This window comes from Rhizobium phaseoli (genome assembly GCF_010668805.1).
Taxonomy (GTDB): Bacteria; Pseudomonadota; Alphaproteobacteria; order Rhizobiales; family Rhizobiaceae; genus Rhizobium; species Rhizobium phaseoli_A.
The window spans coordinates 36,237-61,548 of the sequence record NZ_WUFT01000022.1 but is presented as its reverse complement, the minus strand read 5'-3'; the positions used below and the strand labels follow the sequence as shown (position 1 = coordinate 61,548).

The 25,312-nt window shown below is 61.2% G+C and carries 22 protein-coding genes; 11 read left to right on the top strand and 11 right to left on the bottom strand.

Annotation, left to right across the window (positions count from 1 at the left end):
* Positions 1-63 precede the first annotated feature (63 nt).
* Positions 64-774 carry an HAD family hydrolase gene (locus GR197_RS26840; protein WP_164015126.1) on the top strand — a complete coding sequence of 237 codons (711 nt, stop codon included), beginning with the start codon at positions 64-66 and terminating at the stop codon, positions 772-774.
* A gap of 356 nt (positions 775-1,130) precedes the next feature.
* On the opposite strand, the gene GR197_RS26835 is transcribed toward GR197_RS26840, so the two are convergent.
* Positions 1,131-3,041, bottom strand: coding sequence for a L,D-transpeptidase family protein (locus GR197_RS26835; protein ID WP_164015124.1), 1,911 nt, complete (start codon positions 3,039-3,041; stop codon positions 1,131-1,133).
* 422 nt (positions 3,042-3,463) lie between these two features.
* Here GR197_RS26835 and fumC point away from each other — a divergent pair, with 422 nt between their 5' ends.
* Positions 3,464-4,855 carry a class II fumarate hydratase gene (gene fumC / locus GR197_RS26830; RefSeq protein WP_164015122.1) on the top strand — a complete coding sequence of 464 codons (1,392 nt, stop codon included), beginning with the start codon at positions 3,464-3,466 and terminating at the stop codon, positions 4,853-4,855.
* Between the two features lie 178 nt (positions 4,856-5,033).
* On the opposite strand, the gene GR197_RS26825 is transcribed toward fumC, so the two are convergent.
* On the bottom strand, positions 5,034-5,861 hold the full coding sequence (locus tag GR197_RS26825; protein ID WP_164015121.1) for an Ig-like domain-containing protein: 828 nt from the start codon (positions 5,859-5,861) through the stop codon (positions 5,034-5,036).
* A 183-nt stretch (positions 5,862-6,044) separates the two neighbouring features.
* Between GR197_RS26825 and GR197_RS26820 the strand changes: the two genes are divergently transcribed.
* Both GR197_RS26820 and GR197_RS26815 read left to right on the top strand, forming a co-directional pair.
* Positions 6,045-7,652 (top strand): fumarate hydratase, encoded by a 1,608-nt coding sequence (locus tag GR197_RS26820; RefSeq protein WP_164015119.1) that lies wholly within the window; start codon positions 6,045-6,047, stop codon positions 7,650-7,652.
* A 387-nt stretch (positions 7,653-8,039) separates the two neighbouring features.
* Positions 8,040-9,107 (top strand): GGDEF domain-containing protein, encoded by a 1,068-nt coding sequence (locus GR197_RS26815; protein WP_164015117.1) that lies wholly within the window; start codon positions 8,040-8,042, stop codon positions 9,105-9,107.
* A gap of 48 nt (positions 9,108-9,155) precedes the next feature.
* Here GR197_RS26815 and GR197_RS26810 read toward each other — a convergent pair whose 3' ends face one another.
* Positions 9,156-9,767, bottom strand: a complete 612-nt coding sequence (locus GR197_RS26810) for a pyridoxamine 5'-phosphate oxidase family protein (protein ID WP_164015115.1) — start codon at positions 9,765-9,767, stop codon at positions 9,156-9,158.
* A gap of 36 nt (positions 9,768-9,803) precedes the next feature.
* Complete coding sequence (locus GR197_RS26805) at positions 9,804-10,784, bottom strand: alpha/beta hydrolase (protein ID WP_164015113.1); 981 nt, start codon at positions 10,782-10,784, stop codon at positions 9,804-9,806.
* Between the two features lie 47 nt (positions 10,785-10,831).
* Between GR197_RS26805 and GR197_RS26800 the strand changes: the two genes are divergently transcribed.
* Complete coding sequence (locus tag GR197_RS26800) at positions 10,832-11,299, top strand: MarR family winged helix-turn-helix transcriptional regulator (RefSeq protein ID WP_164015111.1); 468 nt, start codon at positions 10,832-10,834, stop codon at positions 11,297-11,299.
* A 3-nt stretch (positions 11,300-11,302) separates the two neighbouring features.
* Here the strand turns inward: GR197_RS26800 and GR197_RS26795 are convergent, their stop codons facing one another.
* Together GR197_RS26795 and GR197_RS26790 are read right to left on the bottom strand one after the other, a co-directional pair.
* Positions 11,303-12,493, bottom strand: a complete 1,191-nt coding sequence (locus GR197_RS26795; RefSeq protein ID WP_164015109.1) for a low temperature requirement protein A — start codon at positions 12,491-12,493, stop codon at positions 11,303-11,305.
* 23 nt (positions 12,494-12,516) lie between these two features.
* Entirely contained in the window at positions 12,517-12,891 is a 375-nt protein-coding gene (locus GR197_RS26790; protein WP_164015107.1) for a gamma-butyrobetaine hydroxylase-like domain-containing protein, read from the bottom strand.
* A 182-nt stretch (positions 12,892-13,073) separates the two neighbouring features.
* On the opposite strand from GR197_RS26790, the gene moaA reads away from it, so the two are divergent.
* Positions 13,074-14,120, top strand: a complete 1,047-nt coding sequence (moaA, locus tag GR197_RS26785; RefSeq protein WP_164015105.1) for a GTP 3',8-cyclase MoaA — start codon at positions 13,074-13,076, stop codon at positions 14,118-14,120.
* Positions 14,121-14,565: 445 nt separating this feature from the next.
* Here the strand turns inward: moaA and GR197_RS26780 are convergent, their stop codons facing one another.
* Positions 14,566-15,351: a class I SAM-dependent methyltransferase gene (locus tag GR197_RS26780; RefSeq protein WP_164015103.1), complete on the bottom strand. Its 786-nt coding sequence runs from the start codon at positions 15,349-15,351 to the stop codon at positions 14,566-14,568.
* A gap of 115 nt (positions 15,352-15,466) precedes the next feature.
* Between GR197_RS26780 and GR197_RS26775 the strand changes: the two genes are divergently transcribed.
* The 3 genes from GR197_RS26775 to GR197_RS26765 are packed head-to-tail and all read left to right on the top strand — an operon-like array spanning position 15,467 to position 18,433.
* Positions 15,467-16,603: an ABC transporter substrate-binding protein gene (locus tag GR197_RS26775; protein WP_164015101.1), complete on the top strand. Its 1,137-nt coding sequence runs from the start codon at positions 15,467-15,469 to the stop codon at positions 16,601-16,603.
* Positions 16,604-16,610: 7 nt separating this feature from the next.
* Complete coding sequence (locus GR197_RS26770; RefSeq protein WP_164015099.1) at positions 16,611-17,687, top strand: FecCD family ABC transporter permease; 1,077 nt, start codon at positions 16,611-16,613, stop codon at positions 17,685-17,687.
* Positions 17,681-18,433: an ABC transporter ATP-binding protein gene (locus GR197_RS26765; RefSeq protein ID WP_164015097.1), complete on the top strand. Its 753-nt coding sequence runs from the start codon at positions 17,681-17,683 to the stop codon at positions 18,431-18,433. Before GR197_RS26770 ends, GR197_RS26765 begins: the two co-directional genes overlap by 7 nt.
* 274 nt (positions 18,434-18,707) lie before the next feature.
* Here the strand turns inward: GR197_RS26765 and GR197_RS26760 are convergent, their stop codons facing one another.
* From GR197_RS26760 to GR197_RS26745, 4 genes are all read right to left on the bottom strand, one after another.
* Positions 18,708-19,658, bottom strand: coding sequence for a sugar-binding transcriptional regulator (locus GR197_RS26760; RefSeq protein WP_164015095.1), 951 nt, complete (start codon positions 19,656-19,658; stop codon positions 18,708-18,710).
* Positions 19,659-19,679: 21 nt separating this feature from the next.
* Positions 19,680-21,146, bottom strand: coding sequence for an FGGY family carbohydrate kinase (locus tag GR197_RS26755; protein ID WP_164015093.1), 1,467 nt, complete (start codon positions 21,144-21,146; stop codon positions 19,680-19,682).
* Between the two features lie 67 nt (positions 21,147-21,213).
* Positions 21,214-22,170 (bottom strand): transketolase family protein, encoded by a 957-nt coding sequence (locus GR197_RS26750; RefSeq protein WP_164015091.1) that lies wholly within the window; start codon positions 22,168-22,170, stop codon positions 21,214-21,216.
* Entirely contained in the window at positions 22,167-22,979 is an 813-nt protein-coding gene (locus GR197_RS26745) for a transketolase (protein ID WP_164015089.1), read from the bottom strand. The genes GR197_RS26750 and GR197_RS26745 overlap by 4 nt, the downstream gene beginning before the upstream one ends.
* Positions 22,980-23,182: 203 nt before the next feature.
* Between GR197_RS26745 and GR197_RS26740 the strand changes: the two genes are divergently transcribed.
* Positions 23,183-24,163 (top strand): ABC transporter permease, encoded by a 981-nt coding sequence (locus tag GR197_RS26740; RefSeq protein WP_164015087.1) that lies wholly within the window; start codon positions 23,183-23,185, stop codon positions 24,161-24,163.
* Between the two features lie 117 nt (positions 24,164-24,280).
* Positions 24,281-25,210: a sugar ABC transporter substrate-binding protein gene (locus GR197_RS26735; protein WP_164015085.1), complete on the top strand. Its 930-nt coding sequence runs from the start codon at positions 24,281-24,283 to the stop codon at positions 25,208-25,210.
* Positions 25,211-25,312 lie beyond the last annotated feature (102 nt).

The following is a 25,312-nucleotide window of genomic DNA, read 5'->3' as shown; positions in this document are numbered from 1 at the left end:
CTGTCGTTCCCGGAGGCGGCTCGTCACCTCAAAGGACGACCCATCGCTTAATGAGGCAAGCCCTTGATCCCCTCCTCCGTCCGCCCGGCGCTCGTCGTCTTCGATCTCGATGGCACCCTTCTCGACACCCATACGGACTTGGTCGAGAGCCTGAACCACACAATTGCGGCCCTCAGCCTCGCACCGGTCAGCTATGACGACCTCACCCATCTCGTCGGCCACGGCGCCCGCGTGATGATCGAACGCGCCTGCCGGTTGCGCGGCCATCCGCTTGCTCAGGAGGCCCTGCCGCCCCTGGTCGAGCGTTTCGTCGCCCATTATGCCGGCAACATGCCCGGCCGCACCGAGCCCTATCCCGGCTTGGTCGCCGCGATGGATCGGCTAAAATCACAGGGGTACCGCCTCGCCGTCTGCACCAACAAGATGGAAAGCCTGGCGCTCGGCCTGCTCGACAAGCTTGAACTCACCAGTTATTTCGACGCCATCACCGGCGGCGACAGCTTCGCCGTGCGCAAGCCCGACGCCCGCCACCTCACCGGCACCATCGAACGCGCCGGCGGCGACATCTCCCGCACAGTGATGATTGGCGACAGCATCAACGATATCGCCGTCGCCAGGAATGCCGGCGTCCCGTCGATCGCCGTGCCGTTCGGTTATTCGGACGTGCCGGTCTCAAACCTCGATCCGGATGTCGTCATCACCCATTACGATGAGCTTACCCCCGAACTGGTGGAGCGGCTATTGCGGGAATATGCGGTGAAGGTCGCGGTCTGAGGCTGCAGGCCGCATCGTCCTCCTTCGCCATTCCTTTGCCGGCGTACCGTGTGAGCCCCCCTCTGCCCTGCCGGGCATCTCCCCCACAGGTGGGGAGATTGGCTGGAAGCGCTGGCTTCCCCAAACAACTAACGTCGCAGCCCGACGAAACGGTAGATGGGTGCGAAGGTTGGCCACTTGTGTTCTCCCCACCTGTGGGGGAGATGCCCGGCAGGGCAGAGGGGGGCCGGCACGGCACGCCCTTTCCTTCGTAATTCCTAGCTAGGCTTAAGCCCAGAACGACGCCGTCGGCATCTCACCCAAAGACAAACGGGCGGCCCAAGGACCGCCCGCTCCATACTCCAATAAACCTTACGTCAGATCTGCGCCCCACGCGCCTTTGTCGTCGCGTCGAATGCCTTGTCGACATAGCCGTCGCGGCCATAGACGTCGTCGAAATATTCCACCACACCGTCCTTGTTCGGCCAGGCGGTGAAATAAGACACATAAACCGGGATCTTCTGCGGCACCTTCACCGCATGGTTCTGCCCCGTGGCGATCTGCTTGGCGACGTCGTCGACCGTCGTTCCGAGCACGGCAGCTGCCATCGCACGCGGATCGGCAAGGCGCACGCAACCGTGGCTCAGCGCCCGCATGTCGCGCTTGAAGAAGCTCTTCGATGGCGTGTCGTGCATGTAGATCGCGTGGCTGTTCGGGAACAGGATCTTCAGTTCTCCGAGCGCATTGTCGCTGCTTGGCGGCTGGCGGACCGAGACGTTATCGGTCGAGCCGTACCAGTCGACGCTCGACGAGGCGACCGCGTGGCCATTCACTTCAACCTCATAACCGAGCTGGTCGAGATAGTTGGGATCCGAGCGTAGCTTCGGCAACATCTCGTTGATGATGATCGACTGCGGCACGCCCCAGAAAGGGTTGAACTCCACCGTCTCGATCTCGTCGTCGAAGAAATAGGTCTGGTTGTTTTTGCCGCCGACCACGACGCGCATCGACAGCTGTTCCTTGCCGCCATTGTGGTAGTAGACCATGAAGGCCGGCTGGTTGATCATCACGTAACGGGAACCGAGATCTTCCGGCAGCCAGCGCACCTGCTCCATGGCGACGACGAGCTTGTCGATCTTCGAGGCATTGCTATCGCCGCCGGTCATGGCGCGCACCGTCGCCTGGCCGATGACGCCATCGGCCTTCAGTCCGCGCTCTTGCTGGAAGGCCTCGACCAGCGAGACGATATCGGGCGAATAGTCGGTGCTGCCTGCGTAAGCGGCAAGCGTTGCCGCGTGATCGGTCTTCAGCGTTTCGGACCCATGCTTGCCGATCGCCTTGACGATATTGGCGATCTCGGGCGAGCTGTCGCCAGGCTTCAGCGACTTGTCGAGCGAAACGACGATCCGCTCTTCGTTGCCGCCGTCGGCGGCGCGAAGCTTGGCCAGCTCCGCCTTCAGTACCTCGAACTGAGCACCATCGGGCGAACGGCTGGCGATGTAGGCGCCGACATCGGGGCTCATGCGCACAAGCTTCAGCACCGACGTCAGATTGACCGCCTTGCGCTGAAAGTCATGATAGCCGGAGATCTTGTTCGGATCGATGCGGCCACGCACCGTGTCCTGCACGAAAGCCAGCACCTTGGCGGAGAGTTCGAGCTCAAACTGCGTCAGCGCCCGGTCGCGGAAGGCAGGATCGGGATTGGCCGGGTCAATCGCCGGCGGCTGGACCGCGTAATCGGCAGGGTCGAGACCGACCGAGGCCGCATCGGCAAGTGTCGCCATCGCCGACTTAGCGCGGTCGTTGATCTGGTTGCCATCGACCCAGACGAGCGGATTGCGGCTGTCGCCGTAATAGGCTTCGAGCACCTTTGCGACGTCCGCATTGGCGCGCACCTTGGCCTGCGCCAGGAAGCGGCGCTGGACTGCGGGTTGAGCGCTGGCATCGCCGCTCGCTGAAACATCGGCGACCGCACCGGTGACGACGGGATCGGCGAACTTGCCGGTATCGACGAATTGCAGCGTCTCGGCTTTGTAGGTGTAATAACGCGGGCCGCTCACCTTCGGCAGCGGCGCCTCAGGATCGAGCCCGCCGAGCGAGCCGCCGACGGCGCCGCGCGGCACCGGCCGGCCGGGCGTCTGATCCATGAAGATGGTGCTCTGGGTCCGCTGCCTGTCGCCGCGCAGCATGTCCATCAATGTATAAGCATGTGCGGGTGCGGCAGTCATAACCGCCACGCCGCAGGAAATTGCCAATGCGGATGCCGCGCTTTTCAAAACGAACGTCATATATCTTCCAGTCCCGGTGTCATGCTGTTCTTGTCACGAGCGCAAGGCTCAAGCTCTTATCCCGCGAAACTCAAGCAGCGTAGGGCCTCATTGATCAGAAACCGGCCTGCGCCGCCAGCGCCGGCGGACTCAATTTTGTGTGACGGAGATCCTGCACGGCGCCGCACAGAAGTTCACACAAAATTATGAAATTATTAGTTAATTTTTTACCCAATTTTTGCCGCGAGACCAGTGTGACGAAAACGCCCAGACGCATAAAATTTCGAAAGTGGCCTAAAAGGCACGCCGCACAACCCTCGCAAACATGACTTCCGCCTTCAATATTTCGCATGGCGTCCAGTTTTCTTGTCGGACGTTCCAACCTATAAGACCTCATCTTTCTCGGATGACCGAAAACAGCATGTAAAGGGAAGGCAAGGCCGATGACCGCAACCCGCACCGAAACCGATACTTTTGGGCCTATCGATGTTGCCGCCGACCGATATTGGGGCGCCCAGGCCGAGCGTTCGCTGGGCAATTTCAAGATCGGTTGGGAAAAGCAGCCGCTGTCGATCGTGCGGGCGCTCGGCATTGTCAAACAGGCAGCCGCCCGCGCCAATATGTCGCTCGGCCAGCTCGATCCTGGCCTCGGCCAAGCCATCATCAATGCCGCCCAGGAAGTGATCGACGGCAAACTCGACGAGCATTTTCCGCTTGTCGTCTGGCAGACCGGTTCAGGCACGCAGTCCAACATGAATGCCAATGAGGTGATCTCCAATCGTGCTATAGAAATGCTCGGCGGCGTCAGGGGTTCCAAGAAGCCGGTGCATCCGAACGATCACGTCAATATGAGCCAGTCGTCAAACGACACCTACCCGACGGCGATGCACATCGCCTGCGCCGAACGGATTGCCCATCACCTGCTGCCAAGCCTGAAGCACCTGCATGCCGCCCTCGACATGAAGGTCACCGAATTCAGCCACATCATCAAGATCGGCCGCACCCACACCCAGGATGCAACGCCGCTGACGCTCGGCCAGGAATTTTCCGGTTATGCCGCCCAGGTCGGCTCCGCCATCAAGCGCATCGAAATGACCCTGCCCGGCCTTTGCGAACTCGCCCAGGGCGGCACTGCCGTCGGTACCGGCCTCAATGCGCCGGTGGGCTTTGCAGAAAAGGTTGCCGAAGAGATCGCCGCCATAACAGCCATGCCCTTCGTCACCGCGCCGAACAAGTTCGAGGCGCTCGCCTCGCATGACGGCATGGTCTTTTCCCATGGCGCCATCAATGCGGCGGCGGCGGCCCTCTTCAAGATCGCCAACGATATCCGCCTGCTCGGCTCCGGCCCGCGCGCCGGCCTCGGCGAACTGGCGCTGCCGGAAAACGAGCCTGGCTCCTCGATCATGCCCGGCAAGGTCAACCCGACCCAGTGCGAGGCGATGACACAGGTCTGCATCCACATCTTCGGCAATCACGCCGCGCTGACCTTTGCCGACAGCCAAGGCCATTTCGAGCTCAACGTCTACAATCCGATGATGGCCTATAACTTCCTGCAATCGGTGCAGTTGCTCGCCGACGCCGCCGTCTCGTTCACCGACAATTGCGTCGTCGGCATCGAGGCGCGCGAGGACAACATCAAGGCCGGCCTCGAACGCTCGCTGATGCTGGTGACCGCGCTTGCCCCGAAGATCGGCTACGACGCAGCCGCCAAGATCGCCAAAACGGCGCACAAGAACGGCACGACGCTAAAGGAAGAAGCGCTTGCGAGTGGACTGGTCTCGGCGGAAGATTACGATGCAATCGTCCGCCCGGAAACGATGATCGGCCCGAAATAGAAGATGACGGGCTGCCCCTCATCCGGCTGCCGCCACCTTCTCCCCGTAAACGGGGCGAAGGGGATATGCCGCAGCCTCTCCGTCCCTCGCGAACGTCTCGTAGGGCACGTCCCCTCTCCCCGTCAAAACGGGGAGAGGGTTAGGGTGAGGGGCATCTCGCCGCACACACGAGCCAGCGTCACACCAACAGCGAAAAATTGTCCAACACGACCGAGTTGCCCATGAAGTCGAAACTGATTTCATCGATGTCTTCAATCTCGACCAGGAGATTGGGATCGGTGATCTCAAGTTCCTGCTGATAGACGATCTGGCCGTCGTTCATCGCCGTCAGCATCAGATGAAAGGGCGAAGCCGACCACTCGGCGATCGAAACGCCCTGAAAGGTGAAGTCCCCGCCATCGACCATTTTCAGGGTCACCGGCGCCGAACCCGGCGATAGAACCGTATCGCTGAAACCGTCCTCGGTGATGGCGTCGACGCCCGGCACCGTGTCATAGACAATACCGTTCAGAAACGTCAGATCGTGACTGCCGTTCACGGAAAGCGCGAAGCCCCGATAATTGGGGAGAGAGAAATCATCTGCCCTGGATGTGACCCCGAGGTCGTCGAAATCCAGGATTTCGTGGTATTTTTCCTCTTCGTTGACGCCGTCGATCGCCAGCGTCAGAACCCCGACATCCGTTCCCCCCGAGCCATCGGAGATCTTGTAGCGGATCTCTTCGATCAGCTGCTCGTGCGCCTGCAAGTTCTTCACCACGTCGAGCGAGTAATCCAGCGCGTAGGTGAAGTGACCATCGGGTCGCACGGTAAAGGTCCCATAGTCGCCCTTGATGATCGTTTCCTGTGTCAGTCCCTGTTTCGCATCAACCCTGACACTGCCGAAAGAGCGAAGATAGATAGCCGCCCCTTCGGGATCGCTGTCATTGGACAGCAAATCCCCTCTGATCCAGTCGTGCTCGAAGAAAATCCGAAGATCGTCGTTAGCAGTCGGTTTAGCGTTCGTCATTGGAAGCCCCCGCACGTTAACGTCGCGGGAAATATGAACCGGCCTCCGGCGAAAGGCAACCTGAAGTCGTCTTTCCCGATGAGTGCGGACTTCGCCGCTCGCCTATCCAGATTGCATTTGCAGCGCCACGGATTTAGACCGGTTCCAATTTAGCGACGCACGCCCACCAGAAAGGTCACTTCGATGGCTGACGATCTCTTCCCGCTCGGCAAGGATAACACCCCCTATCGCAAGATCAGCGGCGACCATGTCTCGGTCGACAGCTTCAAGGGCCAGGAAATTCTGACCGTCGAGCCTGAAGCCATCCGCCTGCTTGCCGAAACCGCCTTCGCCGATATCAACCACCTGCTCCGCCCCGGCCATCTGAAGCAACTCGCCTCGATCCTCGACGACCCCGAGGCGACCGACAACGACCGCTTCGTCGCCTACGACCTTTTGAAGAACGCCAATATTGCCGCCGGCGGCGTGCTGCCCATGTGCCAGGATACCGGCACCGCAATCATCATGGGCAAGAAGGGCCGCAGGGTCTGGACCGAGGGCGGCGATAGCGCGGCACTCGCCCGCGGCGTCATGGATGCCTATGAGAAGAAGAACCTGCGTTATTCGCAGCTCGCGCCGGTCAAGATGTTCGAGGAGAAGAACACCAAGAACAACCTGCCGGCCCAGATCGATATCTACGAGGAAGGCACCGACGCCTACGAATTCCTCTTCGTCGCCAAGGGCGGCGGCTCGGCCAACAAGACCTTCCTTTATCAGGGCACGCCTTCGCTGCTGACGCATGACCGGATGATCGACTTCCTTAAGGAGAAGATCCTGACGTTAGGGACGGCAGCCTGTCCGCCCTACCATCTGGCGATCGTCATCGGCGGCACCTCGGCCGAAATGAACCTGAAAACCGTCAAGCTCGCCTCGACCCGCTATCTCGACGAACTGCCGACCGAAGGCTCCGAGAGCGGCCACGCCTTCCGCGATCTTGAGATGGAAAAGGAAATCCACCGACTGACGCAGCAGATGGGTGTCGGCGCCCAGTTCGGCGGCAAGTATTTCTGTCATGACGTGCGTGTCATCCGCCTGCCCCGCCACGGCGCCTCGCTGCCGATCGGCCTCGGCGTCTCCTGTTCCGCCGACCGCCAGGCCAAGGGCCGCATCACCCGCGACGGCATTTTCGTCGAGCAGCTCGAAACCGATCCGTCGAAATACATGCCCGAGATCGACGAAGCGAAACTGTCGGAATCGACCGTCCGGATCGATCTCAACCGGCCGATGGCCGAGGTGCTGGCCGAACTCTCCCGGCATCCCGTCAAGACGCGGCTGTCGCTGTCGGGCACGATCATCGTCGCCCGCGACCTTGCCCATGCCAAGATCCGCGAGCGGCTGGAAAAGGGCGAAGGCATGCCCGAATATCTGAAAAACCACCCGGTCTATTATGCCGGTCCGGCCAAGACGCCTGTAGGTTACGCTTCCGGCTCCTTCGGCCCGACCACGGCCGGCCGCATGGACAGTTACGTCGACCAGTTCCAGTCCTTCGGCGGATCGATGGTGATGCTTGCCAAGGGCAATCGCTCGCGCGCCGTGCGCGAGGCCTGCAAGAAACATGGCGGCTTCTACCTCGGTTCGATCGGCGGCCCCGCCGCCCGTCTCGCCCAGGACTGCATCCGCAAGGTCGAAGTCTTCGAATATCCCGAACTCGGCATGGAAGCGGTCTGGAAGATCGAAGTCGAAGACTTTCCGGCCTTCATCGTCATCGACGACAAGGGCAATGACTTCTTCCAGGAACTAAACCTGGGCTGACGCTCTCGGATGTGGGACGGGCAGGCATCGGCGCCCGTCCCCGTCATGAATGTGCGGCAAAGTCCGCCGCCAGCAAACAGCCTCAGAAATATCATTCCAAACCCATTTCCAATGAAATATCGGGCTGTCGAACAACTATCGATATGATGAATACGTGCAAAATGCGGAGAAGAACTGCAAGTTTTTCAGATATCGCTCCCGTCAAGCGAGCATGCGCTTTCTCACCAAAGCTAGATATTTTCTTTGAAAATCATGGTGCTACTTGAAGTATTGGCCGGTCATGAACTTATCGTATGTAATCTTTGGTATATATCGCTTTAATCTTTTCCCAAGAAATTTAAGCTACCAAATAGATTATTGCCTTCGAATATATGAGGAGTTCGCCGGATGAACACGGCTGTCGCGCCAAAGGTGCAGGTTCCCGACGTAGCGGGCCAGATCACCTATGCCATGCGCTCGATGGGCGTTGCGCCGATACCGCGCAACTACGAACTCTTCTACGAAGCCTATATCGGCTCCAACCCGGCGCTCACCCGGGACCTTGCAGCCCTCGGCGGCCAGGTGACGCAGGCCGAGCTCGACGAGCTCGGCGCGCAATATTTCACCAGCAGCCCGGCCCGCATCTTCGACGACGCCCATACGCGCATTTCAGGCGAACTCGATGGGCTGCTGCGGGTCCTGAGGCAGGAGCAAAACTCGCTGGAAAGCTATACCAGGCTGCTCGGCGAGACCCATAAGCGCATCACCTCGAAGAGCAATGCCAGCGTCGAACTGATCGAAAACGCCATCGAACTTTTGAGCCAGGCGACCGGCGACACCATGGCGCACGGCGAACGTACCGTCGGCGACGTTGTCCAGCGCTCGCAGGAGATGGATCAGGTCCGCAAGGAACTCGACGAATATAAGCGCATCGCCAACACCGATTCGCTGACGCGCCTTTCCAACCGCCGCGCCTTCGACGAGCGCCTCGCCGCCGTCTTCAACAATCCCGGCATGCGGCCGGTGACGGCCCTGCTGCTGGCCGATATCGACAACTTCAAGAAGATCAACGACACCTATGGCCATCCCGTCGGCGACAAGATCCTTGCCACTGTCGCCTCCGTCATCCGCAGCAACGTCCGGCGGGATGTCTTTGTCGCCCGCGCCGGCGGCGAGGAATTCGCGCTGATCATCGACGGCAATACGCCCGAGGAGATCACGGCGATCGCCGAGCGTATCCGCCGCACGCTGGAAACCACCCCGTTCAAGAATTCCCGCACGCGGGTCAATTACGGCCCGATCACCGTCTCGATCGGCATCTGCATGGCCTCGAGCGCCGAGGATGCGGGTGAACTCTACAGCAAGACCGACATCGCCCTTTACGGCGCCAAGAATGCCGGCCGCAACTGCACCATCCTCTATCAGGACGGCATGCAGAAGGATTTCACCAAGAGCTGGCTGATCTACAAGACCTGACGACCAGTCTGCGCCACGGACACGCCGTCATCACAGGTGACGGCGGTTTTACCACATCGTCTTCGCCGCGCGTCCCGGCCATTCCCGGTCGTAGGTTTCCTGGTCGAAATCGCCGACCGCGGCCTTCAGCATCTGGCCGGGTGTGGGCAGGCCTGCCGGATCGGCGAAATGTTGGCCATTCCAGAGTTCGGCCCGCATCACGGCGCGGGCGCATTGGAAATAGACCTCGTCGATCGAAATCACCACGACGGTGCGGGGATGTTTGCCGTCCATCTCGAAACTCGAAAGCAGCGCTGCGTCGTCCGAGACCACGCCGCGGCCGTTGATGCGCATCGTCGTGTTCGAGCCGGGGATCAGGAACATCAGCGCCAGCCGGGGATCGCGGACGATATTGGAAAGCGAATCGACGCGGTTGTTGCCCCGCCAGTCCGGCAGATGCAGCGTCTCGTCATCGACGACACGCACCACGCCGCCGAGATCGCCGCGCGGCGAACAGTCGAGCCCCTCCGGCCCGACGGTGGCAAGCGCTGCGAACGGCGAAAGCGCGATCATCTCCCGATAGAGCGGCGTCAATTGCTTCGTCACCTTGTCGACCGAGGCCTGCGAAAGCCCGGCGCCGTAGATCGTGTTGAGTTCTTCGATGCTGCTGATGATTTTCATGAGGCGTCCCGCCGCGGCTTGATATCGGCACGGACGCTACAGCGCCGCATGCTTTACCGGAAGCTCAAAAAACGGAATGATCTCCGCATCTTTTTTGATGCTTTCGTCGGGAACGCCCTCTTCGCCCCGATCGCCGTCGAGAAATGCCGCGATCGCGGCAAGCACCGGCGCCGCGCCGAGGATGCGCCGATGCCCGAAGCCGTTCGCCCAGAACAGCCGGACGTCCTTCCCGGCAGCCTGATAGCGCCTGGCATGGGTCGGCGGCACCTCCTTGTCGTCCTCCGCATGGATGACGAGCACCGGCCGGCCGATCGCACTCGCCGCTTCACCGGCATCGAAATCCTCCAGTCTCCGCCCGGTGACGTGATGCACCGCATTTTCCAGCGCCGCTTGCGCGGCCGGGCGGAGGCCGATCATCCGGCCGAAATCGGTAAACAGCCAGGCCATCTCGCTCGGCGCGCCGATCAGCACCAGCCGCTCGCAGACAACCGGCGCCATGCCGGGCAGCAAGCCCGCCGCTGAGACCATCAGCGCCGCACCGCCAAAGGAATGACCGATAACCGCATCGAAGACGCCGAAGCGTGCCTCGGCAGCCGCAATCGCCTCGACCGCGAGCCCCATATGCAGGAAACGCCGGCCGGCGCGTCCGTGACCGGGAAAATCAAGCGCCACCACCTCCGCACCCGTTGCCGCAAGCATCGAAACCAGCTCGGCCATGTATTCGGCGCTCGAGCCCCAGCCATGCGTCACCAGATAGCGTTTGCGCTTGCCCCGCGCCCCGCCGTTCAATCGATAGGCATACGCTTTCGCCCCGCCGGCAAGCCTGAGGGTGAAATGTTCGGCGCCGGCAAGCCGGGCGGCACCGGCTGCATGCGCCGCCTTGGCCTTCTCCCCTTTCGGCCGCGGCGATGGCGTTCGGCAGAACAGCAGAAACGCCGCTCTGCCCGCCAGCTCCGGCGAAACCGCCTGCAGCAGGGAGAACCCGAGGCGGGTGACCTCAAGCGCAAAATTTGCCATAGTAAGAATCCAAAATACTGTTCAACACTGAACAATAAAGTACAACGATGAACAAAAATCAATCCCTTCCCTGGGATCACCCGCGTTTTCGCAGCTGGATCGCGGTGGCGCGCGCCTGTCAGCTGATGCAGCAATCGCTGACCCGCTCGCTTGCCGATCTCGACATCAAGCCGCCGCACCTCGATATCTTGGTCAATCTTTATCGTTTCGAAGCCATCTCGCAGCAGGAGCTGGCCCGCAAGCTGCTGGTCGGCCGCTCCAATATGAGCATGCTCTTACCGCAGATGGAAAAGCGCGGCTTGATCGAACGACGCGGCGATGCGCGCGACAAACGCGTGCTGCGCCTCTATCTCACACCGGAAGGCCGCACGTTGACCGAGGCGGCGATGGTGATCCAGACCGATCTCATCGAGCGCTCGCTTTCGCAAGAGCCGATCGAGCAATGCATGGCGACCGCCACCTCGATGGAGCGCATCATCACCGTGCTGCTCAGCGACCTCAGCGACGAGGATTGAGGATCAATGCAGCGTCGGCGCTGCCGCCGTGCCGGTCAGCGAGCGGTATTCCCAGGCGGCAACGATGATCAGCACCAGCGTCGCCAGAATGCCCATCAGATAGATTTCGATGAAGGGTGCAACGAAGGCCAGCAGGATCAGCAACACCAGGCCGGCCAGATGCGAAAGCGGCAGCTGCCCGCTGGTCGCCCCCTTGAACCAGAGATTGCCGATCAGGAACAGGCCGGAGCCCCCGAGCACGGCCGCAGCGATGCCGAGATCGCCGGTCTCATGCGGATGCGAGAACATGAATTCGACCGCCACCGCATGCACGATGATGCCGGCAAGAATCGGAATATGCCCATAGGTGAAGGCGAGCCGCGCCAAGGCCCCCGGCGTCGCCTCATGCTCGATGCGGTGGGCGGCGCGCCCGTGGCCGAAGCGGAAATAAAGCCACCACATGGTGACCGTGCCGATGAAACCGGTGACGAAGACGATGCCGGTCAATCCCGAAAACGGCAGCTCCGAAAAGGTGCGGCCGGAAACCAGGATTGCCTCGCCGAGGCAGATGATGACGAAGAGCGCGCAGCGCTCGGCCATATGCGCACCGGAAACATCCCAGTCGCCCGCCGTCGAGCGGCCGAGACCAGGCACGGCAAAGCCCGCGGCCGGGCCGGCATATTCGATCGCCAGCGCGATCACCCAGGCGATCAGCCGCGCTTCATGATCGAGCAGCCCGCCGGCAATCCAGAAGACGGCAGCGACCACGAGCCAAGTGGTGATGCGGATGAAATTCAGCGTATTGGCGCGGTCGACGCGCGTCATCGCATAGGTGGTAAACAGCGAGCGCCCGACCTGCATCGCCACATAGGCGCCGGCAAACAGCAGCCCCTTGTCGCCGAAGGCTTCGGGAATGGAGGCTGACAGCAGCAGCCCGAGCATCATCAGCGCCACCAGCATGCCGCGCACCGGCATCTTGTCGGGATCGAGCCAGTTGGTCACCCAGGCGGTGAAAATCCACACCCACCAGACGGCAAAGGTCATCAGCGCCGCTTCGGCGGCACCGAGCGGCGTATAGTGGGCGGCAAGCGCATGCGAAAGCTGCGAGATCGAAAAGACGAAGACAAGGTCGAAGAACAGTTCGAGGAAGGTCACCTTGCTGCCGCTGGCACTGCCCTTGGAGCGCAGCCAGTTCTTTTCGTTCAATTTCGCCATGTATCCCCCGATACCCATTGATTTCAGCGCGGCTTTTCCGCCGTATCGCGGTCCATGCCCTTTTCCCTGAGCTCGTCCTCATAGGTCGAAAACAGCTCAGCACCCCGTTCGCCGAGTTCGCGCAGATAGGTCCAGGTGTAGATGCCGGTATCGTGCATGTCGTCGAAACCGATCCGGACCGCATAATTGCCGGTCGGCATCATCGAGATGATCGCGACATTGCGCTTGCCCGGCACCGTCACCTTCTGCCCCGGCCCGTGCCCCTGCACCTCGGCCGACGGCGACAGCACGCGCAACAGCTCTGCCGACAGGTCGAAACTCTGACCGTCGTCGAAGGTTATCGCCAGCCTCTGCCGGTCTTTCGAAACACGAAGTTCGCTCGGCCAGATATCGCTCATCTCTATCACCTCTTTCCTCTGGAGCAGTAGGCGTTCGCCTTTTTCGAGGCAAGCGCAAATTAGCGTGTGCGAAATCCGTTTCCCTTGACGGCGCAATCACATATGCACACATAGAAAGATATCGCTTGAAAACAGGCAGGCATCCGGTCTGGCGTGCTTCAGATCCGGTCGCGGAGGAATTGGTGAACACCAGCATAGGAACGATAGGAAACGCATCGCCGCTCACGGCGGATGCACATCCGATGATCGACCCCTTCGGGCGGGCGGTCACCTATCTCCGTGTTTCCGTCACCGACCGCTGCGATTTCCGCTGCACCTATTGCATGGCGGAGAATATGACCTTCCTGCCGAAGAAGGACCTGCTGACGCTGGAAGAGCTCGACCGGCTCTGTTCCGCCTTCATCGCCAAGGGCGTTAAGAAGATCAGGCTGACCGGCGGCGAGCCGCTGGTGCGCAAGAACATCATGTATCTGGTCCGCCAGCTCGGCGCAAAGATCGGTTCCGGCCTCGACGAGCTGACGCTGACGACCAATGGCTCACAGCTCGCCCGCCATGCCGAGGAGCTCTATGATTGCGGCGTGCGCCGCATCAACGTCTCGCTGGATACGCTTAACCCCGACAAATTCCGCAAGATCACCCGCTGGGGCGATTTCGACAAGGTCATGGAAGGCATCGATGCAGCGGAGAAGGCCGGGCTGAAGATCAAGCTCAACGCTGTGGCGCTGAAGGATTTTAACGACGCCGAGATGCCCGATCTGCTGCGCTTCGCCCATGGCCGCGGCATGGACCTGACCGTCATCGAAACCATGCCGATGGGCGAAATCGAAGAAGATCGCACCGACCAATACCTGCCGCTCTCTGCGCTGCGCGCCGATCTGGAGAAGCTGTTCACCTTTACCGACATCGACTACCAAACCGGCGGCCCGGCGCGCTACGTCAGGGTTACAGAGACCGGCGGCCGCCTCGGCTTCATCACCCCGATGACCCATAATTTCTGCGAGAGCTGCAACCGCGTCCGCCTCACCTGCACCGGCACGCTCTATATGTGCCTCGGCCAGAACGACGCCGCCGATCTTCGTTCGGCCCTGCGCGCCAGCGAAGACGACGCCCTCCTCCACACCGCGATCGACGAGGCCATCACCCGCAAGCCCAAGGGCCACGACTTCATTATCGACCGCACGCATAATCGTCCGGCCGTGGCCCGGCATATGAGTGTCACCGGTGGGTGAGACGCGGTCCCGCAAAGCGGGAGCGATCGATCCAGTGAATCGATCGCAGCGTCGAACGCCCTGAGCCCAAGCGAAGGGCCGGGATACGGTGCGGCAACTTCCCTCATCATCCTCAAATGACATTAGTCATTCACCCGCGCGGGTACGCGGTGAATGACTCTGATACGGCGTGCCGTGGCCGCCCCCCTCTGCCCTGCCGGGCATCTCCCCCACAGGTGGGGAGATTGGCTGGGCGCAACCGCTTCTCCAAACAATCAGCGTCGCAGCGGACGAAACGGTAGAGGTTCAGGAAGGTCCAGCCGCTTGCGATCTCCCCACCTGTGGGGGAGATGGCCGGCAGGCCAGAGGGGGGCGGCCACGGCACGCGCCCTCCCTGTTCCCTCAGGGCTTCGCTCGAGGAATGTCAGGAGAACCCAGTGCGATTAAGTCCTTGGGCGCAGTCAGCTCACCCAGGCTTACGCGCACAAATCGCAAACCGCTCCTGCACCATACGCTCCAGCCCGCGCAGAAACGGCATCTTGCGCGCCTGCGCCCAATGAATGTCGCCGAGCTTGCGATCGACCACAATGTCCACAAAACCGGCCTTACGGAGAAGATCGACGATCGCTTCGGCCGGCATTTCATGGGAGAAATGCACGCGTGAGCGGATCTTCTGGTGCCGCGCCATCATCTCCGGCGACATGTGGCTCGCCGCCGGCTTGCCGGTGATCCTCGTCCACAGCTTCTGCAGACCCTTGACCCAGGTTTCCCTACCCATATTGCCGTCGACGATCAGCACCTTGCCGCCCGGTTTCAGCACCGCGAACCATTCCTTGAAGGCCAATGCCGGGTCCACCAGCGTCCAGACGAGATGCCTATTGGTGATGACGTCGTAGCTGCCCCGCGGCTCCATGGTGTTTTCGGCATCGCCGGAAACGAAGCGGATGTCAGTGCCGCGCTTCTTCGCCTTGGCGCGCGCCCGCGCCAGCATGGCATCCGACCAGTCGAGCCCGGTGACGGCAAAGCCGACATCATGCATCAGATGCGAAATGACGGCGGTGCCGCAGGCAAGATCGAGTGCCGCCCGTCCCTGCCCGTCGCCGAGATGTTTTCGGATCAGCCTCTGCCAGCCCTTTCGCTCGCCCTCCGAAAAGATTTCATGGCCGACGCTCTGATCGAAGGTTTCAGCCCTCTCCGACCAGAAATCGCGAATTTCGTCGCGGATCGAGTAGTTTGTATTCATCGAATTCATCTTGCGTGCCCCGGCAGTGCAACAGTTTGGAAATGCTCTAAAACATATAACTTGATTCACAAAGTCATATTTCTTATGGCTGCGGACATTATTCAGACGTCAGGGGAATTTCCAGATGAATTTCGTGAAAATGCTCGCAGTATCCGCAGCTGCGGTTGCCGGCCTGATGCCGCTATCGGCCTGGGCGCAGTCCTTCACCGTCAAGGACGTAGCGGGCCGCGAAGTCAGCTTCGACAAGCCGGTCGAGCGGGTGATCCTTGGGGAAGGCCGCATGCTCTACGCCGTCGCGCCGATCGAGAAGGAAGATCCCTTCGCCAAGATCGTCGGCTGGCGCAACGATCTCTGGACCACCGACAAGGACGGTTTCAACGCCTATGTCGAAAAATTCCCGAAAGGCAAGGACCTGCCCTTCCTCGGCAATCTCACAGACGGCACGCTGCAGACCGAGACGGTCGTCAAGCTGCATCCCGATGTGCTGCTGCTGCCGATCGGCAATAAGACGGCGGCCGACGAAGTGAAACTCGAAGAGATGCTCGCCGGCATCGGCGTCAAAATCGTCTATATCGATTTCCGCGAGCACATTCTCGCCAACACCGAGCCGAGCCTGAAGATCCTCGGCCAGCTCTTCGGCCATGAGGACCGTGCCGAAGCCGTAGCAAGCTTCTGGAAAGAGCAGATGGCGCGGGTGACCGACAGGCTGAAGGCGGCCAATCCGCCGAAGCCGAATGTCTTCATGTACCGCGCCGCAGGGCTGGTGGAGTGCTGCGGCACATTCGGTCCCGATAATTTCGGCCTGATGGTCGATTGGGCCGGCGGCCACAATCTCGGCTCCGATTTCCTGCCCGGCTACACCGGCTCGATCAATGCCGAGCAGGTCGTCGCCTCCAATCCCGATGTCATCGTCGTCACCGGCTCCAACTGGAGCCAGACCAAGGATGCCAAGGACTTCGTCAATGTCGGCCCGAATGCCGCTTCCACCTTCGGCGACAGCCGCAAGGCGCTGAACACGCTGATGGAAAACCCGGCCTTAACCGGCTCCAAGGCGGTTGCCGGCGGCAATGTCCATGCGATCTGGCACCAGTTCTATACCAGCCCCTACCAGTTCGTCGCCGTCCAGCAGCTCGCCAAGTGGTTCCACCCGAATCTCTTTGCCGATCTCGATCCGGATGCCACCTTCAAGGAATTCCACGAAAAATTCATGCCGGTCGCCTATCAGCCGGGTTATTGGGTCGACGCCAAGGCGGCTGAGTAAAACCACGATGGTCGAGGTCGCCGCCATATCGATCGAAGCCGAAGCCGAAGCCGGGAGGGAGCGCTATCGCGCCCTTGCCCGGCGCAAGCTGTTGATCCTTGCCGCCATGACGGCGGCGCTCTGTCTCTCCTTTGCCGTCGATCTGGCCTGGGGGCCGGCCCGCTACAGCCTCGGTGAGGTCGTCGCCGCCCTCCTCGACCCGTCCTCCGTTTCCGATCAGGTGCGGGCCGTCGTCTGGAATATCCGTATGCCGGTCGCCGTCATGGCGATCGTCGTCGGCGCCTCGCTCTCCGTTGCCGGCGCGCAGATGCAGACGATCCTCGCCAATCCGCTCGCCAGCCCCTTCACGCTTGGCATCTCGGCAGCGGCAAGCTTCGGCGCGGCACTGGCGATCGTCACCAGCGTTCCGCTCCTGCCGGTGGCAGCCGGCCTGCTGGTGCCGGTCAATGCCTTCATCATGGCGCTGATCGCCACGCTCTTCATCCATTTCGTCTCGCAGGCTCGCGGTGTTTCGGTGCAGACGGTGGTGCTGCTCGGCATCGCCCTGGTCTTCACCTTCAATGCGGCCCTCGCCTTCCTGCAATATCTCGCCTCCGAACAGGCGCTGTCTGCGGTCGTCTTCTGGACAATGGGCAGCCTGACCAAGGCCACCTGGCCGAAAATCTGGGTAACGCTCGCCATTCTCCTGATGGCCCTGCCGCTCTTTGCCCGCAATGCCTGGGCGCTGACCGCCATCCGCCTCGGCGAGGACAAGGCCGCCAGCTTCGGCGTCAATGTCCGCCGCATCCGGCTGGAAACCATGCTGGTTGTCTCGTTGCTCGCCGCCGTGCCCGTCAGCTTCGTCGGCACCATCGGTTTCGTCGGCCTCGTCGGGCCGCATATTGCGCGCATGATCCTCGGCGAGGACCAGCGCTTCTTCCTGCCGGGCTCGATCCTCTCCGGCGCGCTGCTCCTGTCGCTGACCTCGATCGTCTCGAAATCGATCATCCCCGGCGTCGTCTTCCCGATCGGCATCATCACCGCGCTGGTCGGCGTGCCCTTCTTCTTCTCGCTCATCCTCTCGAACAGGAGCCGGTCATGGTAGCGCTTCAGTTGCAGTCGGTCGGCGCCTATCACGGCCGCAAGCTCTTCGTCGAAGACGTGACGACGCCGGTCATGAAATCCGGCGAGATCGTCGCGGTCATCGGCCCGAACGCCGCCGGCAAGTCGACGCTGTTCAAGCGCATCACCGGGCTGCTCAAGGGGCCGGGTCAGGTCGTCGTCGAAGGCTCGAAGACGAAAAACACCATCGGCTACATGCCGCAGGATACCTCGGCCAATGCCGTGCTGACCGTCTACGAATCCATCCTGCTCGCCCGCAAACAGGGCCAGTCCTGGGCCGTCGGCGACGGCGACCTGCGCTTCATCGACGAGATCATGGCAGCGCTCGATATCAGCGCGCTGGCCTTCCGCGATCTCGGTGCGCTGTCAGGCGGCCAGCGCCAGCTCGTCTCGATCGCCCAGGCGCTGGTGCGCGAGCCCGAAATCATGCTGATGGACGAACCCACAAGCGCGCTCGACCTCCACCGCCAGGTCGAGGTCCTCGATTTCATGCGCCGCCGGGCCCGCGCCAAAGGCATGATCGTCCTGATCGCCATCCACGACCTCAACCAGGCCCTCCGCTTCGCCGACAAAGTCCTCCTCATCGCCAACGGCCGCATGCGCGCCTGCGGCGCCCCAAGAGACGTCGTCACCGCCGAAATGCTGCGGGAAATCTACAGGGTCGAGGCGCGGGTGGAAAAATGCTCACTGGACCACGACCATGTGATCGTGGATGGGACGGCGCATTAAGGCTGGCAGGACCAACGCGAAAGACTGCGCCCCCTGAAGCGCCGTGGCCCAGGAAAGCCGCATTCTGAGACGTCAACACCAAGAGAGCCCCAGCCTGAAGTGCCAACACCCGAGCGCGCCTCGGCCTGAGATTCCAACGCTCGAGAACGCCTCAGCTAGAGATGCCAACGCCCGAGAGAGCCTCATCCTGAGGTGCGTAGCCCAGAGGGCGAAGCCTCGAAGGACGAGGCGGGCGCTCCCACTCCAGCCACCGCCGCGGGACCCGCCTACCCCATCAGTCGATCAATCGTTGCGCGGTAAACTTGTCCGTAACCAGCATGTCGATCACCCCCACGCGGAGCGCGCCCGCGATCGCGTCCGCCTTTTTGGACCCGCCGGCGAGTGCAATCACCCGGTCCACGCGCTCGAGATCCTCAAGTGGAAGCCCTATGACCCGGTCGTCCAGGGGCGTCTTCACCGGCTTGCCATTCCTGTCGAAGAAGCGCAGCGAGATATCGCCGACGGCGCCCGCTTCGGCGAGATCGGACAGTTCGCGCGATGAAAAGATGTTGCCGGACCGTGCGAGAAGTTCGGACGGCTCGACGGCTCCGATTCCGACGATCGCAAGCGTTATGCTGCCGAACAGGTCCATCGTCTCGCGGACATACGGATCGGCCTGCATCAGAAGTTTTGCCTCTCTTGATGACGTCACGCCCTGCACCGCGAGCAGTTTTGGCTCGGCGCCGGTCAGCCGGGCAAGCCGCGTGGTCAGCTGCGTCGCATGCGTCTGCACGGAAGGATCGCCCATGCCGCCAAGGGTTTGGACGACGTACTTCGCCTGAGCGCTCTTCTGCGGATGAATGTTCTCGACCATCTTGGAGATGGTCTGGCTCCAGCTCGAGACGCCGATGATCTCGCCTGGCGCAAGCGTCACCTCCAGGAGGTGCGCCGCTGCCTCTCCGATACGGGCCATGATCGCACCGTCCCGGTCTTCCGTGCACTCGACGACGATCGCCTCCGGCAAATCGTATTTCTCGCGAAGCGCGCCCTCTAGTTCGCTATAGGTGCCAACGGGTGGGGTCACGCTGGTTCGCACGATATCTTCAGCCTCGGCCCGCTTGAGCATGCGCGACACAGTCGCCTGCGACAGCCGAAGGTGCTCCGCGATCTCCGCCTGTCGCCGCCCCTCCAAGTGGTACATCTGGGCGACCCTTGATATGAGGCGGAGTTCGTTGAGGCGGGTCATCGCTAATCCTGGAGTGAATTTTTATTCATCATTAGCGGTTGTATCGCGTGACGTCGAGCGGGCAAGTGCATCATTCCAGGTACCGAGAAGCGCCGCGCGATCCACCGGTTCCGGATCGAGGATTTGTGAGTTTCGAGGCAGCTCTGCGATATCTTGAAGATCGCTCCACAAGCCAAGTGAGAGACCCGCGAGATAGGCAGCCCCCAAAGCCGACGCCTCGGGTGCTTCGCATTGGATGACCGGATGTTCGATGAGGTTGGAGACACACTGCATCAGGAAGCGGTTCTGGCTCGGTCCGCCATCGACATAGAGCGCTCCAAGCTCACCGCCGCTTTGTGCCCGCATGGCGGCGATCACGTCGTGCACCTGGAAGGCGATCGAGTCGGTCACCGACCGCGCCATTTGCGCGCGGGTCGTATTGAAATTGATCTGGGAAAATAGGGCACGGGCGTCGGAATTCCAGTAGGGTGCGCCCAGTCCCACGAATGCCGGCACGAAACCCGGTCCGCCCGGTTCGGCGCTCGCCGCAAGTTCGACAAGCGCCACCACATCGGAAAGGCCGAGAATGCCGGCCATCCAGGGCAGGCTGGCGGCGCAAACGAGAATATTGCCTTCGAAAGCGAAAGTCGGCTTTCCCCGGAGACGCCATGCGACGGTCGTTGTGACGCCGTTGCGTGGCGGAATAAATCGCGCAAGCGTCGTCATGATGGAAGAACCGGTTCCAAAAGTTACCTTGCCATCACCCGGCTTGAAGGCTCCATGACCGAACAGCGCAGCATGGCTGTCTCCGATCGCGGCCATTATCGGAGTTCCATCCGGCACGCCTGGCAAGCCTTGCGTCCTGCCGAAGTCGGCAGAGCTGTCGAGCACCTCCGGCAGCAGCGCGATATCGACGCCGAAAATCTCGCCGAGTTCCTCGCTCCATCTCTGCTCCTTCAGATCGAACACCTGGCTCCTGGCGGCATTGGAAGCATCGCAGACATGCCGGCGCCCGCCCGTCAGGCAGTGGACGAGCCAGCTGTCGACCGTTCCCAACCGGACCGATCGCCCAGCCGGTATACGGTCGAGCAGCCATCGGAATTTCGAACCCGGAAACATCGGATCGAGTGGCAGGCCTGTCAGCGCCTGCACACGGTCAAGATGGCCTTCGGCAATCAGACGTTCGCAATCTGGTGCGGTTCGACGGCACTGCCAGCTGACCAGCGGTCCAAGTGCCTCTCCCGTTTCGGCGTCCCAGGCAGTGACCGACTCGCGCTGATTGGAAATCGCCACCGCCGCGATAGTCACGTCGGGCGTGGCCTTCAGGCAGGCGTCGATCGCCTCGCAGACCGAGGCGTAGAGCCGGCGTGGGTCCTGTTCGACCCAGCCTGGTTTCGGATAGGTGATGCCGACCGGCGCCGAACCTCTGCCGACAATGTCTCCCTTTTCGGAAACGAGAACGGCCTTTGAATTGGTCGTGCCCTGGTCGATTGCCAGAATTGCCCGCATTCCATCCTCCCCGGATCAGGTGGAGGCCGGGGTGAAAATGCGCCCCGGCCGGTCCACGCGATCCTAATTACTTGCGCCTGATCAGCGACTGTGCGGCGTCGGCGATTGCCGACGGCGCCATCCCGAATTCGTCGAGCAGGAACTCTGCCGAACCTGTGGGGGCATAGACGCCGGGAACGCCGAGACGTTTCATCGGCACTGGAGCATTGTCGACCACCACTTCGGCGACCGCGGAGCCGAGCCCGCCGAAGATCGAATGCTCTTCGGCCGTGACGATCGCTCCGGTTTCCCTAGCCGCAGCGATGATGGCGTCCTCGTCGATCGGACGAACCGTTGCTAGGTTGAGCACTCTGGCATTGATGCCGCGTTCTGCGAGGATCTCAGCGGCCTTCAAAATTCGATGGGTCAAAGTGCCGTTGGCGATAAGGGTGACGTCGGAACCCTGGCGAAGCAGGTTTGCCTTGCCAAGTTCGAACTTGTGACCCTCCGGAAGTAGATCCGGCACACCGACGCGAGAGAGACGCAGGAAACAGGGCCCGTTATAGGCCGCGGCCCACTCGACCGCAGCAGCTGTTTCGATGCGGTCACAAGGCGCAATGACCGGAAGATTGGGCAGAACCCGCGTCCAGGCGAAGTCTTCGATCGAGTGATGGGTCGGGCCGAGTTCGCCATATGCCATTCCCGAAGAAATACCCACAAGCTTGACGTTGGCATTCGAATACGAAATATCCGCCTTGATCTGCTCCAGCGACCGTCCCGTTAGAAACGGCGCGGCGGCGCACACGAACGGAAGGCGCCCGCCATTGGCGAGGCCTGCTGCAACACCCACCATGTTCTGCTCGGCGATACCGACATTGACGAGGCGCTCTCCAAACCTAGCCTTGAAGCCGCCGAGCTTGGAGGAACCGACGGAGTCGTTGCAGACAGCAACGATCGTTTCGTTTTCGGCTGCCAGCCGTTCAAGTGTCGAGGCGAATGCGTCGCGGCAATCGTAGAGCTTGGGTTGGTTTATTGGCGCGTTCATGCCAGTGCCTCCGACAATTCTGCCACTGCGATGTCGTATTGTTCCTTGCTCGGTACCTTGTGGTGCCAGTCGACCCGGTCCTGCATGAACGAGATTCCATGGCCCTTGTTGGTATGGGCCACGATGCAATGCGGTCTCGATCCCTTATGTTCGAGGGCCGAAACGACTTCGCTCATCGTGTTCCCGTTGATCTCGGTGACCTCCCAATCGAAAGCTTCAAGCTTCGGACGAAGCGGGGCGAGATCGTTGGTTTCCGAAAGCGCAGCACCCTGCTGGAACCTGTTGTGGTCGATGACCAGCGTCAAATTGTCGAGCTTGAACTGCGCGGCGGCCATGATCGCTTCCCAGTTGGAGCCCTCCTGCATCTCACCGTCGCCGGTGACGACATAGGTGTGATATTTTGCACCCGAGAGCTTGGCGGCTTTCGCCATTCCGACTGCGACTGGAAGACCGTGGCCGAGCGGCCCGGTATTCGTTTCGACGCCGGGAACCTTGTTGCAATTCGGATGCCCGTTCAGCCTCGAATGCGGCTTCAAAAAGGTGGAAATCTCCTCCTCCGGGATGAAGCCGCGTTTTGCGAGCGTCACGTACAGGGCGCAGGCCGTATGCCCCTTCGAAAGAACGAACCTGTCGCGGTCGGGATGTCCAGGCTGATCGGGCCAAACATTCAGGACACGAAAATAGAGGGCAGCCAAAATGTCGATGACCGACATTTCGCCGCCAATATGGCCGGCGCCCGCTTTGAAGACCGCCTGCAGATCGCGCAATCGGATCTCGCGAGCGACCCGCTCGAGTTCTCTCGTATTCATGGGTTCCTCTTGTGCATAAATATTCATTAATCAATATTCTTGCACCGCCGCGCGATTGTCAAGCCCTTTAACCGGGGCTCCGGCGGCCTCAGGACCAGAAAACCCTATTGACAGCCGAAAGGCAAATTGTTAATGAATTTTCCAGCAGCAATGAATATTTATTCTTATAACACTTAGCGGTCGGCCTGGCATGAGGAGGAACAATGGTGGCGCTCGATATCAATGAAAACGGGCTTTCGTCCGGCGCCTGGTTGAGCAAGCTCAAGGGAGCCACCGGCCCACTCGTCGGGCTGCTTGCGCTTTGCGTCTTTCTGAGCGTCAGCACCGACACGTTTCTTTCGGTTCGCAACGGCCTCAACATCCTCGATCAGATCACCGTCCTCGGCATCATGGCCGTCGGAATGACCTTTGTCATTCTGATCGGCGGCATCGATCTCTCGGTCGGCTCGGCACTCGCTCTGGCGATGATGGTCATGGGCTGGACTGCGAATGTCGCCGGTCTGCCGCTGCCGGTCGCGATCGTTTTTGCCCTGGTCGCATCCGGGGTTTCGGGGCTGATCGTCGGACTTCTGGTGACGCAGTTCAGGGTTCCGGCCTTTATTGCCACTCTGGCGATGATGTCGGCTGCCCGCGGCGTCGCCAATATGATCACGGACGGCCAGCAGATCGTCGGGTTCCCCGACTGGTTCATGATGCTGGCAATCGATCGCCATTTCGGCGTGTTGACCGCCACCGTGTTTCTCATGCTTGCCGTGGTTCTTGTGGCGTGGCTTTTCCTGCACTTCCGGTCCGAAGGTCGCATGCTCTACGCGGTCGGCGGAAATCCGGAAGTCGCGCGCCTTGCGGGCATCAACGTCCCACTCGTGACGATTGGCGTTTACGTCGTAAGTTCCGTCCTTGCCGGGCTCGCAGGCATCGTACTCGCCGCCAGGCTGGACTCCGTCCAACCATCAAGCGGTCTCGGCTATGAGTTGGATACCATCGCTGCGGTCGTCATCGGCGGAACGTCGCTCTCCGGCGGCGCCGGCGGGATCGGAGGAACACTGATCGGCGTTCTTATCATCGGCGTCCTTCGCAACGGGCTCAATCTTCTCAACGTTTCGCCGTTCCTGCAGCAGGTGATCATCGGCATCGTCATCGTGCTCGCGGTCGGCGCGGAGACTATTCGTCGGCGTCGCGCTTGACGAACGGGGTCCGCCGCGTTGGCGGGCCGGAAATTCCGCCCCAAGGGTTTGGGGCGGATCAATACCCCGAGGGGGAGGACATACCCGAGGGTTCCATCAAACAACGGAGGAAATACAATGAAAATTGCGCGCACCATGCTCGCGTCTGCTGCACTGCTCGGCCTCACGCTCGGCCCCGTACACGCAGCCGAACTGAAGAAGCTCGGCTTGGCCGTTGCCAACCTTCAGGCAAACTTCTTCAACCAGATCAAGCAATCGGTCGAAGCCGAAGCCAAGAAGCGCGGCATCGAAGTCATCACGGTCGACGCAAAGGGCGACGGGCCGACACAGGTCAATCAGATCCAGGACCTGCTGACCCAGAAAATCGATGCGCTGATCTACATTCCGGCAGGTGCGGCCGCTGCGACCGTTCCGGTCAAGCTTGCCAAGACCGCTGGTATTCCGGTCGTGAACGTTGACCGCAACGCCGAGGGAGCACCCGGCGATACCTTCCTTGCAACGGATTCTGTCGCCTCTGCCAAGGCGGTGTGCGACTACATTCTGAAGGAAGCCGGCGGCAAGGGGAAGATGGTCATCATCCACGGCCAGAAGGGCACGACGCCGGAAGTCGATCGTTCGAAGGGCTGCGCTGAATCGCTCAAGGCATATCCGGATGTGAAGGTTGTCGCCGAGCAGTTCTCGAACATCTGGAGCCAGGACGAAGGATTCCAGATCATGCAGAATATGCTGCAGGCAAATCCGGACGTTTCGATCGTCTTCGCCCAGGCCGACGGCCTCGCTCTTGGCGCCGCGCAGGCGATCAAGGTCGCCAATCCTTCCCAGAAGATCGTAGTCGGCGGCTTCGATGGTGACACCGCTGCGCTCGAAGCGCTCAGCAAGGGCGTCTTCAACGTAACGGCGACCCAGCAGACGCAGAAGATGGGCCGCGACGCGGTCGAAAATGCCGCCAAGCTTGTTGCCGGAGAGAAGGTGCCGCCGGTCCAGCTCATGGATGCCACGCTGACAACCAAGGAAAACGTCGCAGGCTTCATCGCCAACCATCCCTAAAGCATGTCCCGCAAAAGTGTGCCGCGGTTTTGCGACAACGACATGCGTAGATTCAAAGTGTTAGAGCGCCCTTTGTGCGTCCGAATGGACGCACGGCGCTCT